Annotated in this window: 12 protein-coding genes; 5 read left to right on the forward strand and 7 right to left on the reverse strand. The window is 57.6% G+C overall.

Features of this window, described 5'->3' with window-relative positions:
- Positions 1-97: 97 nt before the first annotated feature.
- The 5 genes from MKFW12EY_RS21410 to MKFW12EY_RS21430 form a co-directional block, all read right to left on the reverse strand.
- Positions 98-403 (reverse strand): DUF3240 family protein, encoded by a 306-nt coding sequence (locus tag MKFW12EY_RS21410; RefSeq protein WP_054760695.1) that lies wholly within the window; start codon positions 401-403, stop codon positions 98-100.
- Positions 400-3,462 carry an efflux RND transporter permease subunit gene (locus MKFW12EY_RS21415; protein ID WP_221053736.1) on the reverse strand — a complete coding sequence of 1,021 codons (3,063 nt, stop codon included), beginning with the start codon at positions 3,460-3,462 and terminating at the stop codon, positions 400-402. The genes MKFW12EY_RS21410 and MKFW12EY_RS21415 overlap by 4 nt, the downstream gene beginning before the upstream one ends.
- Positions 3,462-4,553 carry an efflux RND transporter periplasmic adaptor subunit gene (locus MKFW12EY_RS21420; protein ID WP_245006385.1) on the reverse strand — a complete coding sequence of 364 codons (1,092 nt, stop codon included), beginning with the start codon at positions 4,551-4,553 and terminating at the stop codon, positions 3,462-3,464. The genes MKFW12EY_RS21415 and MKFW12EY_RS21420 overlap by 1 nt, the downstream gene beginning before the upstream one ends.
- Entirely contained in the window at positions 4,550-5,857 is a 1,308-nt protein-coding gene (locus tag MKFW12EY_RS21425; RefSeq protein ID WP_054760739.1) for a TolC family protein, read from the reverse strand. The genes MKFW12EY_RS21420 and MKFW12EY_RS21425 overlap by 4 nt, the downstream gene beginning before the upstream one ends.
- 102 nt (positions 5,858-5,959) lie before the next feature.
- Positions 5,960-6,352 carry a hypothetical protein gene (locus MKFW12EY_RS21430; RefSeq protein WP_054760693.1) on the reverse strand — a complete coding sequence of 131 codons (393 nt, stop codon included), beginning with the start codon at positions 6,350-6,352 and terminating at the stop codon, positions 5,960-5,962.
- A 140-nt stretch (positions 6,353-6,492) separates the two neighbouring features.
- On the opposite strand from MKFW12EY_RS21430, the gene MKFW12EY_RS21435 reads away from it, so the two are divergent.
- The 5 genes from MKFW12EY_RS21435 (at position 6,493) to MKFW12EY_RS21455 (ending at position 12,769) form a co-directional block, all read left to right on the forward strand.
- A complete protein-coding gene (locus MKFW12EY_RS21435) occupies positions 6,493-7,446 on the forward strand; it encodes a Tim44 domain-containing protein (RefSeq protein WP_221053737.1) in 954 nt (317 codons plus the stop codon).
- A gap of 2 nt (positions 7,447-7,448) precedes the next feature.
- A complete protein-coding gene (locus MKFW12EY_RS21440; RefSeq protein WP_064023198.1) occupies positions 7,449-8,069 on the forward strand; it encodes a class I SAM-dependent methyltransferase in 621 nt (206 codons plus the stop codon).
- A gap of 657 nt (positions 8,070-8,726) precedes the next feature.
- The gene (locus tag MKFW12EY_RS21445) at positions 8,727-10,658 is read left to right on the forward strand and encodes a TOL_0244 family TonB-dependent receptor (RefSeq protein WP_221053738.1); all 1,932 of its coding nucleotides are present in this window, start codon (positions 8,727-8,729) and stop codon (positions 10,656-10,658) included.
- A 42-nt stretch (positions 10,659-10,700) separates the two neighbouring features.
- Positions 10,701-11,234 (forward strand): YfiR family protein, encoded by a 534-nt coding sequence (locus tag MKFW12EY_RS21450; protein WP_172680280.1) that lies wholly within the window; start codon positions 10,701-10,703, stop codon positions 11,232-11,234.
- Positions 11,235-11,236: 2 nt separating this feature from the next.
- On the forward strand, positions 11,237-12,769 hold the full coding sequence (locus tag MKFW12EY_RS21455) for an ATP-binding protein (protein WP_054761321.1): 1,533 nt from the start codon (positions 11,237-11,239) through the stop codon (positions 12,767-12,769).
- 91 nt (positions 12,770-12,860) lie between these two features.
- Here the strand turns inward: MKFW12EY_RS21455 and phoU are convergent, their stop codons facing one another.
- Together phoU and pstB are read right to left on the reverse strand one after the other, a co-directional pair.
- Positions 12,861-13,580 (reverse strand): phosphate signaling complex protein PhoU, encoded by a 720-nt coding sequence (gene phoU / locus MKFW12EY_RS21460; protein WP_064041086.1) that lies wholly within the window; start codon positions 13,578-13,580, stop codon positions 12,861-12,863.
- Positions 13,581-13,590: 10 nt separating this feature from the next.
- Positions 13,591-14,424, reverse strand: a complete 834-nt coding sequence (gene pstB / locus MKFW12EY_RS21465; RefSeq protein WP_054761323.1) for a phosphate ABC transporter ATP-binding protein PstB — start codon at positions 14,422-14,424, stop codon at positions 13,591-13,593.
- Between the last annotated feature and the right edge of the window lie 14 nt (positions 14,425-14,438).

Consider the following 14,438-nt stretch of genomic DNA (forward strand, 5'->3'; position numbering starts at 1 on the left):
AACTGTTAATGTGGCATGGGAATTAGCTCGTTACACAACGTTTAACCGGTGTCCACAGAACTGTAGCACTCCCAACCTGATTCTGCATACTTTATGCCTAAATAACGCCCTGTTCGATTGCCGGAACCAGCCAGTAATGCAGCCCGGAGCCGGCGAACTCCTGTTTAAACCTAGCCAACAACGCCGGGATATGCTGCTTTTCCACATACATCTGAAAGCGGAGCTTGCGCTGGTGTCCGGCGACTTGCTCCGCCAGCGACAAGCCCTGGACATTGTGGTCGTGGACATTGGCCGGAAAACTGGAAAAACCCTGCTGCCAATCCAAGGCCAACAGACAGTCGACCAACGCGTCTTCCAAACTCGGCGGCGCCGTCACGGTCAAAATAAATGCATCGCGGTTCATCGTCTAAGCTCCGGGCTGCGGCCGAACAATTTGTACAGTATCGGCAACACGATCAGAGTCAGCAAGGTGGACGACAACAGGCCGCCGGTCACCACAATCGCCAACGGCCGCTGGATTTCCGAGCCCGGCCCGGAGGCGAACAACAGCGGGATCAAGCCGAAGGCGGCAATGCTGGCGGTCATCAATACTGGCCGGAGCCGGCGGGCGGAGCCGACCACGACGACGCGGGCAATGTCCATGCCGGTTAAGCACAATTGGTTGAAATAGCTGACCATAACCACGCCGTTCAATACGGCGATGCCCAATAATGCGATAAAGCCTACCGATGCCGGCACCGACAAGTACTCGCCGGACAACCATAGCCCGAACACGCCGCCGATCAGCGCCAACGGAATATTAGACAACACCAACACCGCTTGCCGTACCGAACCGAAGGTGGAAAACAGCAACAAGAAGATCAACCCCAGCGATAGCGGAATCACCAGGCTCAAGCGTGCCGACGCCCGTTGCTGGTTTTCGAACTGGCCACCGAATTCGACGTGAAAACCTTGCGGCAATTTGACCCGTTCCGCTACGGCTTGGCGTGCCTCGTCGACAAAACCGACCAAATCGCGGCCTTCGACGTTGCTGCGGATCACGACGAAACGCTGGCCCTTTTCCCGGTCGATAGAAACCACGCCTTCCACCGGCTGAATCTTCGCCACCGCAGTAATCGGCACATGGCCGCCGTCGGGCAGCGTCAATTGCAGATTGTCGAAGTCGGCGGTGTTACTGGCCCCGCGCAGCAACAGCGGCGTACGCTTGACGCCCTCCTGGACGATACCGAGTTGCACGCCTTCGATTTGGGCGCGCAACAAGGTTTCGATGCCGTTGGCATCCAAACCGAACCGTCCGGCAGCCTGGCGGTCGATACTGACCTGCAAAAACTGCATGCCCTCGTTCTTACGGGTAAACACGTCGCTGGCGCCGGGGATGGTTTTCAATACCGCTTCGATCTGTTCGGCCTTACGATTCAAAATTTCCAGATCGGCGCCGAATAATTTGACGGCAACGTCGCCGCGGGTGCCGGTCAACATTTCCGAAACCCGCATTTCGATAGGCTGGGTAAAACCGAAGGCGATACCCGGCGTGTGGTCCATGATCTTGCGGATTTCCTCGATCAACTGTTCCTTGCTGTCCATCCGCCATTCCGACTTCGGTTTCAGAATCAAAAAGGTGTCGGTATCGTTTAGGCTCATAGGGTCCAAACCCAGTTCATCGGTACCCACCCGCGACACGACATTCTTCACTTCCGGAATATGTTCGAGAATATTTTTCTGCACTCGAACGTCCAGCGCCACGGAATCGAGCAATGTAATGGACGGCAGTTTTTCCAATTGCACGATGATGTCGCCTTCGTCCATCGTCGGCATAAAAGTGCTGCCTATTTGAGTGAACACCAGCAAACTGGCCGCCAGCATCGCACCGGCGCCGACAAAGACTTTTTTACTGTTGTCCAAACACCAGACCAGTATAGGCTGATACCACTGCAATAATTTGCGCGGCAACCAAGGCTCTTCGTGCGCAACCTGCTTGATCAGCAACGAGGCCAAGACCGGAATCACCGTCAAAGACAAAATCAACGAACCGCTCAAAGCAAATACGATCGTCATTGCCACCGGTCCGAACAGCTTGCCCTCCAAACCTTGCAAGGTCAAAAGCGGCAAAAACACGATGACGATGATTAAAATCCCGGAGGTCACCGGCAACGCCACTTCGCGGGCGGCCCGGTAAATCAAATGCAGGCGCGGCAATCGTTCCGCCTTATGGTGATCGGCCAGCAAGGTGATTATGTTTTCGACAACGACCACCGCGCCGTCGACCAGCATGCCGATCGCGATCGCCAGACCGCCCAAACTCATCAAGTTAGCGGACATCCCGAAGGCATGCATCAGGATAAAAGTCACTAGCGCCGCCATCGGCAAGGCCATCGCCACGGTCAGCGCCGCCCGCAAATCGCCCAAAAACAAGATTAGCAACACCACCACCAACACGATCGCTTCCAGCAAGGCTTTGGATACCGTGTCGACTGCCTTACCGACCAGTACACCGCGGTTATAAAACACGTCTAAACGCACGCCATCCGGCAAGCTGGGTTGCAGTTCCGCCAGTTTAGTTTCGAGTTGTTCGATGGTTTGGCGCGCATTGGCTCCGCGCAGGCTCAGCACCACCGCGGTCACCGCCTCGCCGTTGCCGTCCTTGCTGACTGCACCGTAGCGGGTCAGCGCGCCGATCCGTACCTCGGCAACGTCTTCCACCCGAATCGGCGTACCCTGGTGCTGGGCAACAACAATCGATTTGACATCCTGCTCGTTTTTGATGCGGCCCTCGGCCCGCACGATTAAGGCCTCTTCGCCCTCGGTCAAACGCCCGGCACCGTCGTTACGGTTGTTTTTTTCCAGCGCGGCCATCAATTGCTCGATGCCGATATTACGCGCCGCCATCCGCACGTTGTCCGGTACCACTTCGAAACTGCGCACCAAGCCGCCCAGCGCATTGACGTCGGCCACACCTTTAACGGTGCGCAAGGCCGGCCGTATGGTCCAATCCAACAATTCCCGGCGCTGCATCTGGGTTAAATCGCCGCCCTCGATCGCGAACATGAACATCTCGCCCAATGGCGTCGTCATTGGCGCAATGCCGCCTTGTACACCGTCCGGCAAATTGCTCCAAATCCCGTTTAGGCGTTCCGCCACCTGTTGCCTGGCCCAGTAAATATCGGTGCCTTCCTCGAAATCCAGCGTGATGTCGGTGATGGCGTATTTGGCCAACGAGCGCAGCATGGTCTGGTGCGGAATCCCCAGCAACTCCACTTCGATCGGCGCAGTGATCCGCGCTTCGACTTCTTCCGGAGTCATGCCGTTGGCTTTGACGATAATCTTAACTTGAGTCGGTGATACCTCCGGAAAAGCGTCTATCGGAATATGCTTGAGGGCAAAATAACCGCCGCCGGATAACAACAGCACAGCCAGCAAGATCAACAGACGCTGGGTCAGCGCAAAGCGAATCAGCGCGGCCATTATTCATCGCTCCCCAAACCCAACCAATTGGCCTTCAAAGCGACCGCGCCTTTGACGGCGATTTGTTCGTTGCCGGCCAACGCGCCGCTGATCAATGAGTCGCTGCCTTGCTTGCCGTTGACGGTCACTTCGGTCACGGCAAAGCCGTCGGCATTGCGCACGAAAACATAACTGCGGCCTTCGTTTTGCGACAGCGCAGAATTCGGCACGCTAAAGCCGCCTGGAAGGCCTGGTTGCAGAATTTGCACGTTGACGTTCTGCCCGACCCGCAAACCTTGGGGTTTACCGTCGACCACCGCCCGAGCCAATACTGTCTGGTTATCGGCGTTAACGCTTTGCCCCAACAGGCTGATCGTCGCCGAAATATCGCCGGGTTCCAGCCGCACCCGATCGCCCACCTTGACGCTGCTAAGGCGCTCTTGGGGGATACTGATTTCCAGCCATAATTCCGCCAAGTCGGCGATGCGGTACATCGGCGCCTGGATATCCAGCCGCGCTCCCAGATTGGCCATCCGCTCCAACACCACACCGTCGATCGGCGCCCGGATCTGCAAGCTATCGCCGAGTTTACGGCTTTGCGCCAGCGTTTGAATCTCGGCGGCGGACATGCCTGCCAACAACAACAATTGCCTGGCCTCGTCGGCTTGCGCCGCCTTGGCGCTATGCTGGGTCTGGGTCTCCTGCCAGCGGCGTTCGGCGATGACGCCTTCCTGCAGCAGCTTTTGATCCCGACTGCGTTCCAGCCCGGATAAGTGCAGTTCGCTGGTGGCGGTAAGAAAAGCTTGTTGCAAACCCACCAATTCCGGACTGCGCAATTGGGCCAGCACCTGACCCTTATGCACCGTATCGCCGACATTGGCCGCCAGCCGCGTCACTAGACCCGGCTGACTACTGCTGACCAAGACTTCACGGTCGGCCGGCGTTACCACTTTGCCCGGCGCGTAGAATAGCGGCACGGTCGAACTGGGGACCAATGCGGCAGTTTTGATGTCCAGATTCTCGATCTGCTGCTGGCTGATTCGAATTTGCGCGTCCTGAGCCGAAACAGCGGCAGCCACAACCATTAACACTAGTGTGGCGGGCGTTCTCACGGCTGCACTCCAAGCGCTTGGTTGTAAAAGGCGATATTGCGTTGCAGTTTCACTTCCTGCAATTTGGCGTTGCGTACGGCTTCCAGACTGCGCGCCTGGATTTTGATCAGATCCAGCAGGTTGATTTCGCCGGCCGAAAAACTGACTTCGGTCATTTTCAAATGGGTCTCGGCGATTTGTTTCAATTCGTTGGCAATCGCCAGTTCGGCCCGGGTTACTTCCAACGCATGTTCCGCCTCGTGCAGGTTTTTTTCCAACTGGCGGTATAAATGTTCGCGTTGCGCCATGGCATTATTCAGTTCCAAATTGGCTTTGGCGATTTCCGGCGCGTTATAGGCATCGCCGCCGAACAACATGACCACGCCGACGCCGGCACTCTCGATATTCTGGCCGTCGCGACCGTCGCGGGTACTTTTGGCGCCGATATTCAATTTCGGCTGGTTGATCGGATCCGTGGTTTTGATCCATTCCACCTCCGCCCGTCTACGTTCGATCACGGCGTTCACGGCTTCCAGTACCGGATGGTTAGTGGTAATGCTTTGCAGCTCGCTCTGCCGTTCCTGATAATTGGCCGGCACCCGCGCCAGCGTAGTCAGGCTGGAATAGGCCTTACGGCTGTGCATGACTTCGGCTTCGGCCTGGGTCACCAACGCCCGGTTTTGCAAATATTCGCCCTTGGCCAGCAACAAATCGGCGCGCGGCAAATCGCCGAGCTCGACTCGCCGCTCGACCTTCTTCATCAACTGCTCCGACACCGACAGCGCATTCTGCGCCTGTTGCAAGCCGATATTGGCGATCTCCATATTCCACAAGGCTTCCCGCACCAACCGCGTCACTTCCAATTTAACTGCCGCCGACTGCTTTTGCGCCGACAAACCGGCCCGCTCCGCCACGGCTTGGCCGGCGTCGCGTTGGCCCCAGCTCCAGGTCGTGACTTCCACCGTCGCCGACATCTCGCGCGCGCCGCGATTATTCGCCACCCGATCGTCGAAATAATCCAAAGCCAAGGCGGTCGATCCTGCCACCCAGGCATCGCTGCGTTCGGCCAGCGCATCGGCTTCTTGGGCCAAGGCTTCGCTAACTAGGCGGTCGGGGTATTTTTCCAAAGTCAGTTCGACCAATCCGGACAGGCTCAGCGCCGGATCGGTTTCGATCGGGTCCAGATGTGCGACGATCAGGTTGTCCGCTACCATAGCGGTCTGCGGCGGCTGCCGGTTTTCGTCCTCGTTGGTTTGCGCCGCGCAAGGCAAGGCGGCTAACAGCAGCGCAGGTAATCCGTATTGAATATGACGGTATCCGGTCATATCTCGCTCCAAAAAATTGATCGATGGCATGGCCCGCGGGCGCTAACGGCCGCGGCTGGGAAGGCGGTAACGGGCGGCGAGGCGCGCACGCCGGCCCCTCTCTCAGTAAATCGGAGGGGCGCGGGAGGCGTTATCGGCGGGAATGGGTGCCGTAGGCGGCGGCGATGTCCGGGAAGGGAGGTACGCGCTGCCGACGGCGGACTGGAGTCGCGGCGCGGCGCTGGCCGGCAACAAGAAGGGAGCCGGATTGAACCGCTCGCGATCCAATGAGAGTTTGATCGCGGAGCCGACATTGACGACCGCCGCTTGATGTTGCATATCGTGCCGGAGGCTTTGCAATTGAGAATGGTCGGGATCGTTCTGCAAGCCTTCCAATCCGTGCAGATGGATGCCGCAGCCGCCGGTATCGCCGCCGACGTGGGCATGCACCAACGGCGCCGCAGCTTGCAGCAGCACCAGCAGCACAACCAGAAATTGACGCAGATATGCAACCATTTACGTTTTAGGAATGTCTGTGAACTCGCGTATCCGGCCAAACCCGCGGTTGTACCGGGCGGTACGAAACGCTATTCTACTTGAAAACCGCGATTCTACCCTGAATATTAGGAATCATTACTCGACTTAGGCGAAAAGCTATGAACAGAAAAATCGGCATTTTGGCAACATTATTCATTGCGCTGGCCTTGACGCTAGGCGGCATGCAGGAAGCCCAAGCCAAACGCATGGGCGGAGGTAAATCCTTCGGTAGCCGGCCCAGTTACAGCGCCCCCTACCAACGCTCGACTACACCTAACGACCTCGGCAACCAAGCCACGCGCTCCGCCAGCCAGCAGCAGGCCGCCGCGCAAAACCAGGCTGCGCGCCAGAATTGGGCCGGCCGCGGCGGCCTGATGGGCATGCTGGGCGGCTTGGCCTTGGGCGGTTTGTTAGGCTCGCTGTTTTTCGGCGGCGCTTTCGAAGGCCTCAATCTGATGGATATGCTGCTATTCGCCGGTATCGCTTATCTGGTATACCGCTTGTTTGCGGCCAAAGCCGGCCAGCAGCCGGCAGCCAACGGCGTTTTCGGCCAAGCTGGCGGCCAGCCCGGGCCGCAGTATTATCGCGACAACCAAGGCGGTAATAACAATCCGACCGGTTTCGACACCGACGTATTGTTCGGCAAGAACAAAGCGGGCGCCGGCAACAGCTTCCAATCGGCGGCGGCGGCCACGGCTGTCCCGGCCGGTTTCGATCGGGCCGCGTTCCTGAACGGCGCCGAAAAAGCCTACCGCTACCTGCAAGCCGCCTGGGACAACCGCGATCTGGCCGAGATTCGCGGCCTGGCCACCGATAAAGTCTTCGCCGAAATCCAACAGCAATTGCAAGCATCCGACGAAACCAACCGTACTGAAATATTATCGTTGAAATCCGAATTGCTCGAAGTGAGCGAAGCCGGTGCCGAGCTGGAAGCAGCCGTGCTGTTCGAGAGCCTGGTCCGCGAAAACGGCGCCCAAGCCGAGATCGTGCGCGAGGTTTGGCATTTTGTTAAACCCAAACACAGCAGCCAAACCCGCTGGTTCCTGGACGGCATCCAACAGATCGAGGAGTAACCATGGCCGCCGCGGACAGCGAGCAGATCAGGCGGCGCTACGACCGGCTAGCGCCGTGGTTCGACAGCCTGGAAGGGATTCTGGAAGGCCTGCTGTTTCGCCGGCTACGCAAAAAACTGTGGTCCCAGGCCAGCGGCGGCCACATCTTGGAAGTGGGCGTCGGCACCGGTAAAAACTTTGCGTTTTATCCGGACGGCGCCCGAATTACCGGCATCGATTTCAGCCCGAAGATGTTGGAACAAGCACAACGCAAACGCCAACGCAAACAAATTGCCGTCGATCTGGCGCAGATGGACGTGCAGGCGCTGGATTACGCGGACAACAGCTTCGATACCGTGATCGCCAGCTTTGTGTTCTGTTCGGTGCCGAAACCGCGCCGGGGTTTGAAAGAACTTTACCGGGTCTGCAAACCCGGCGGCCAGGTCCTGTTGCTGGAACACGTACTCAGTTCCAACCGGTTCATGGCTTTTATGATGAATCTGCTGAATCCGCTGGTCGTCAAAACCCTGGGCGCCAATATCAACCGGGAAACGCTGAAAAACGTACAAGCCTGCCCGTTTCGAAACGTCTACACCGATCCGGCCAGTAGCGACATGATCAAACTGATCCGGGCCATCAAATAGTCTGCCGGATCAGGGCGGTTTCTAAGCCAGCGCTCACATCACGTTGGCTAGCCCCGCGCAGGTCCCGGGTGTTTCGATAAGACTAAGGTTTTCCTGCCTGACCCTGCGCGACGCGGCTGCATCCAATTGATCGACCCTGCCGCGAACCGGGACCGACCCGCGTAGTCCGCCATTCTTCAGCACCGTCAATCGCCGCAGCGGAATTCGATGTCAGCCAAACCTTCAGCGCCGACGCGCCGCTGGCGGAACATGCGCCAGCACCCGCATACCGGACCGCAGTTCCAAACCGGCACCGGCCGCCCGCCCCCCCTCCCAGAACCCGTTGGCGAGATAGTCGAAATGGTCCGCGCCGCATGCGGCAAAGCTGTTCACATCGCCGTTACGCCGTCCCCGTTACCTATAGCCGACGCCCCACGGTGCGGCAGTGCCCGGCTCGACAGCGGCGCAGTTAGTTCTATTAGGCAATAGGTTGCGGCTTACCCGCATGTTAATGTGGACGGTTTTGTATGCGGTCTGGCTGCAACCGGCCGGCTATCGGTTGCGCTTTAACCTCCGCCGTCTAAAATGCTTTTGAGCTTTTCATCACATTTACAGGCTATGCCGCGTCCCGCTAACACATTCGAATACATACGCTCGATACTGCTGTTATGCTCCGCCATGGCCGCACCGCTGCCGGGACAGGCCGACGCCGAATCGCTGGAACGGCTGAAAGCTTTATCCCTACAGGAACTCACGGCCACCACCGTATCGCTCGCGGTGAAAAACCAGCAAAATTTACAAGAAGCCGCGGCGGCGGCCTACGTGATCAGCAACGAGGAAATCCGGCGTTCCGGCATGCAATCGATACCGGAATTGCTGCGCAAGGTGCCGGGTCTGGAAGTGGCAAGGGTAGATGCCAACCAGTGGGCCATCAGTAGCCGCGGTTTCAACGGCGCATTCGCCAACAAGCTATTGGTCATGGTCGACGGCCGCACAGTTTACGATCCGTTCAATTCCGGCGTGTATTGGAACGAGCAGGACTATCCGTTGGAAGACGTCGACCGCATCGAAGTCATCCGCGGCCCCGGCGCGACGATGTGGGGCTCGAATGCGGTGAACGGCGTGATCAATATCGTCACCCGCACCGCGCAGGAATCGCGTGGCGCACTGGCGTCGGCAGGCAGCTCGCAGGAAGAGCCCGGGTTCGGCACGTTGCGTTACGGCGGCCAAATCAATCCGAATCTGCATTACCGGGTTTACGGCAAATACAACCACCGCGACGACTTTCACTTCAGCGACGGCAGCAAGGCCGCGGACAACCTGGATTTGGGCCGCGCCGGTTTCAGGAGCGACTGGACCCCGGACGCGCGCGAAACCCTGACGCTGCAAGGCGACTATTTCAACGGCACCATGCAACAAACCTTGACCGGGGCCGACGCCGCAATGCCGTTAATGTCTGACCGCACCCAGAAGCAGGGCGGCAATTTGCTGTTGCGCTGGCAACGAACATTGGCGGACGGCAGCCGTTTGCAGATTCGCAGTTATTTCGACCACGCCAGCCGGCAGCAAATACGGCTGGACCATCGCCGCAACACCTTCGACTTCGACGTGCAACATAGCTTTCGCTGGGGCAACCATTACCCGACCTGGGGCGGAGGCTACCGCTTCAACAGCGATCAGCTAACGCAGAAGTTGGCATTGCTCAGTTTCGAGCCGGACCGGCGCGACTTGCACCTGTTCAATATGTTCGCCCAAGACGAATGGCGGCTGTTCGGCGACGATGTCCGGCTGATTTACGGCGGCAAACTGGAACATAACGATTTCACCGGCTTCGAACTGCAACCGACCGCGCGCTTGTTATGGAACCTCGATCCGCAACACAGCCTGTGGGCCGCCGTTTCCCGTGCGGTGCGGGTGCCGTCCCGGGTCGAACACGACCTGAATTTGCTCTATAACTTCACCCCCGGCGTGACGGCCAATATTCGCGGCGGCGACAGTTTCAAGTCCGAGACGGCGCTCAGTTACGAACTGGGTTACCGCTTTTTCCCGAACCGCGCTTTCAATCTGGATACCGCGCTGTTTTACAGCGATTACGCCCGCTTGAGCACGACCGAACCGCAACCGGCGATTGCCGGCGGCGGCGGCCTGCTGGTGCCTTTTCAAATCGCCAACATGGCCCAAGGCGAAACCTATGGCTGGGAGACTTCGCTGAATTGGCGGGCCTCGGAATTCTGGCGCCTGCAAGGCAGCTATAGCTTGTTCGGCATGGCCATCCACAAAGATCCGCAAAGTTTGGACAGTGCCGCGGAAATCGCCGAAGGCAACAGCCCCCGCCACCGTTTCAATCTGAGCTCCTACCTCAATCTGCCTTACCGCTTGGAATTCGACAGCCATTGGTATTACACGGATCGGCTGGCCAACGGCGTGCCTGCTTACCATCGGCTGGATTTAAGGCTGGGCTGGCAAGCCAATCTGCACTTGGAATTGGCCGCCGGCGTGCAGAATCTGCTGGACAATCGCCATCTGGAGTTCATTCCGCCGCAGGATAACCCGGTGTTGAGCAGCGAATTCGAACGCAATTACTACCTCAAAGCCACGTTGCGGTTCTGAATGCGAGTGCTACCGATCGATCGGACATTGCCGACCCGCAGCTTGACCGCCCTCATCGGGCGCCGGCTGGCGCCATGGCTACTGAGCGTAATCGTGTCGGCGTTTTCCGCACCGGGTTCGGCACAACAATTCAACGAAACCGAACTAAAAGCGGCATACCTCTACAATTTTGCGTATTTCATCACTTGGCCCGAGCCGACGAGCCGCGACTTTTTGTTTTGCAGCTATGCCAATAGTCCGGTGACCGGCGTCCTGGCCCGCTTAATCGACGGCGAAAAGGTGCATGACCGGCCGATCCGCTTGTTGGTCGATCCGGTGCCGGAACAATTGCACGAATGCCACATCGTCTTCGTTCCGGGCCAACAGGAGCGAGTTCTGACGACGATATTGGAATACATCCGCGCGTTTCCGATATTAACCGTCAGCGATATTCCCGATTTCGAGCATCGGGGCGGTATGGTACGCCTGACGACCGAAGATCGGCGGATTCAGCCGGTGATCCATCTGCAAAATGTGACCCGCGCCAAGCTTGCGGTTAGTTCCAAACTTTTGCGCAGCTCGCGCATCGCCGAATAAACATGGCAATCGGCAGCTTCCCCAATTTCGGATCGATTCGCCGCAAGATCTTCGCCATCGCCGCATTCACCGCATTGTTGACTGCGCTGATTACGTTGCTGTTCTTTTTGAGCACCGATTACCATCACCAAAAGCTTAAGTTGCTGGAACAAAGCCGGGTGTTATCGAAAATGCTGGCCAGCAACGTCTCCGCTGCCATCGTTTACCGCGATCCGAATACCGCCGAGGAAATATTGGCAGCCTTGAAAGAAAAAGCCGACGTACTGGACGCCTATATCTTTACCGAAGAGCAACAATTGTTCGCGGCCTACCACAGCAAAAGCGCCGCCGATAACGGAGAACCCTGGCCGGATGCGAAATTGCAGGACGGCTTCCGCCGCCTGTTCGGCGGCTACTTGCAGCAGGGCAATGACCACGTGTTCAGCACCGATGCGCTGGATTTGGCCGTGCCGATTCAGGTCGACCAACGCCGGATCGGCTTCGTCGCGCTGCACTTGTCGCTTGCCGAATTGAAGCAAAGTTTCCGCTACACCGTATTGGAGGCGCTGGGCGCGATGTTGCTGGCCATCTCGATAGCGGTATTGCAAGCCCGCTGGCTGGGCGCCAAGATCAGCCGGCCTTTACTGCAGTTGACCGCGAACATCGAACAAATCAGCCGCGACAACAATTTCGACGTTCGTTTACAAGTGGACAGCCAGGACGAAACCGGCGTCCTGATCAATACCTTCAATTCGATGCTGGATAAGTTGGAGCAACACGAGCACAACAAAAACGCGTTGATCGTCAACCTGTCGCATGCAAAATGGGAAGCGGAACGCGCCAGCCGCGCCAAAACCGAGTTTCTGTCGCGGATGAGCCACGAATTCCGCACCCCGTTGAACGCGGTGATCGGATTCAGCCAATTGCTGGCGGCGGATACCGAACACCCGTTGAACGCCGAGCAACAAGAATCGGCCCGACATATTCTCGATGCCGGGTTACACCTGTTGGATCTGATCAGCGAGCTGTTGGATTTGTCGGCGGTGGAAAGCGGCAAGTTGACGCTCAATATCGCCAGCGTGGATTGCCGGCCGGTAATTTCCGAGTCTTTGGAATTGATCCGCCGCCAAGCCGAACAGCGCGGGATTCGCATCTCCGGCGATGTGCCGCAATGCGAGGTGTGGGTCGCGGCCGACCGGATGCGTTTGAAGCAATGCCTGTTGAACCTGCTCTCGAACGCGGTGAAATACAATCGGCCGCACGGCGACATCGCCTTGGGCGTGGAAGTTAAAGAACAGTCGGTACGGATTTGGGTGGAGGACAGCGGGGCCGGCATTGCCCCCGAACAATTCGATCTGCTGTTTCAACCGTTCAGCCGTTTCCACCACGACCAGGATTTAATCGAAGGTACCGGCATCGGCCTGCTATTGACCAAGCATATGGCCGAATCGATGGGCGGCGCTCTGGACGTGAAGAGCGAGCTAGGCCTAGGCAGCAAATTCACGCTGGTCTTGAACCGCGTGATAAAGCCGGCCGCCTCCGAGCCGACGCCTTAGCGCAATCTCGCCCCGCCAAAAGCCGGAACCGGAAAACATTAGCCGTCTGGGCGCCGCTATTTTTCGGGACAGCGCTTCCAGCCGGCGAAAATCAGCGCACGGCGTTGACGGTACGCTCCAAATCTTCCCGGCTCATATGCCGCACATCCTTGCCTTTAACCATGTAAATCACTTGTTCGCAAACGTTACAAGCGTGGTCGCCGATGCGTTCCAACGCCCGGGCCGCCCATAACATATCCAAGGCACGGGTGATATTGCGCGGATTTTCCATCATTTGCGTGATCAACTGGCGGGTGATGCTAGTGTATTCGCGGTCGACCTTCGCGTCCTGCTCGGTAATCGCAATCACCTCTTCGACGTCGTTTCTGGCGTAAGCGTCCAGCGCGCCGTTCAACATATCCTTGACCAGATTCAGCAAATGCTCGATTTCGTAGTATTTGTCCTGGTAATAATCGGCGCCTTCCAGTCGCATCGTCATTTTGGCGATCCGGGCCGCTTCGTCGCCGATCCGCTCCAAGTCGGTGATGATCTTGATCGTCGCGATCAACATCCGCAAATCGAAGGCCGCCGGCTGGCGCTTGGCCATGATTTCGGTACATTCGTGGTCGATGTCCTTTTCCATTTCGTTGACTTGGTGGTCCTGCTGCACCACCTTTTCGGCATTTTCCATGTCGTAGCCCATGAAGGCCTTGGTCGCCAAATCGACTTGTTGCTCGACTAATCCGCCCATCGACAAGACTTTGTTGCGGATATCTTCCATCTCCTCGTTGAATTGGCGGGAGATGTGTTGTTTGATTTTGCTGTTGTCCATTGTTTACCTCCTAACCGTACCTACCGGTAATGTAATCTTCAGTTTGTTTTTTCGCCGGGTTGGTAAACAACTCGCTGGTTTCGCCAAATTCGATCAATTCGCCCATGTACATGAATGCGGTGTAATCGGACACCCGCGCCGCCTGTTGCATGTTATGGGTAACGATGACGATGGTGTATTTTTCTTTCAATTCGTTGATCAATTCCTCGATCTTCAGCGTGGATATCGGGTCCAACGCCGATGCCGGCTCGTCGAGCAGAATCACTTCCGGTTCGATCGCGATGGCGCGGGCAATTACCAGCCGCTGCTGCTGGCCGCCGGACATGCCCAAGGCGTTGTCGTTCAAACGGTTTTTCACTTCGTCCCACAACGCCGCGCCGCGCAGCGACTTTTCGACCACTTCGTCGAGGATGTGGCGGTCGTTGATGCCCTGTATCCGTAAACCGTAGGCCACGTTTTCGTATATCGTCTTCGGAAACGGATTCGGCTTTTGAAACACCATGCCGACCCGGCGCCGTAACGCGGCGACGTTGACCGATTTGTCGTAGATATCTTCGCCGTCCAACAGGATTTTGCCCTGGATGCTGACGCCGTCCACCAGGTCGTTCATCCGGTTGATGCAGCGCAACAGCGTCGATTTGCCGCAACCGCTGGGACCGATATAGGCCGTGACCTTTCGCCGCGGCATTTCCATGTTGACGTTGTGCAACGCCTGCTTATGGCCGTAAAACAGATTCAGATCTTCCACCTTGATGCAGGTTTCGATCTTTTCCGCCGGGTTACGGTCGTCTCGATTCAACGCGCTGATATCGATGGCGTGAGTTTTGGTTTGGGCAGTGGTCATGGTCCAAGTCCGGT

The organism is Methylomonas koyamae (genome assembly GCF_019669905.1).
In the GTDB taxonomy this organism is placed as follows: domain Bacteria; phylum Pseudomonadota; class Gammaproteobacteria; order Methylococcales; family Methylomonadaceae; genus Methylomonas; species Methylomonas koyamae.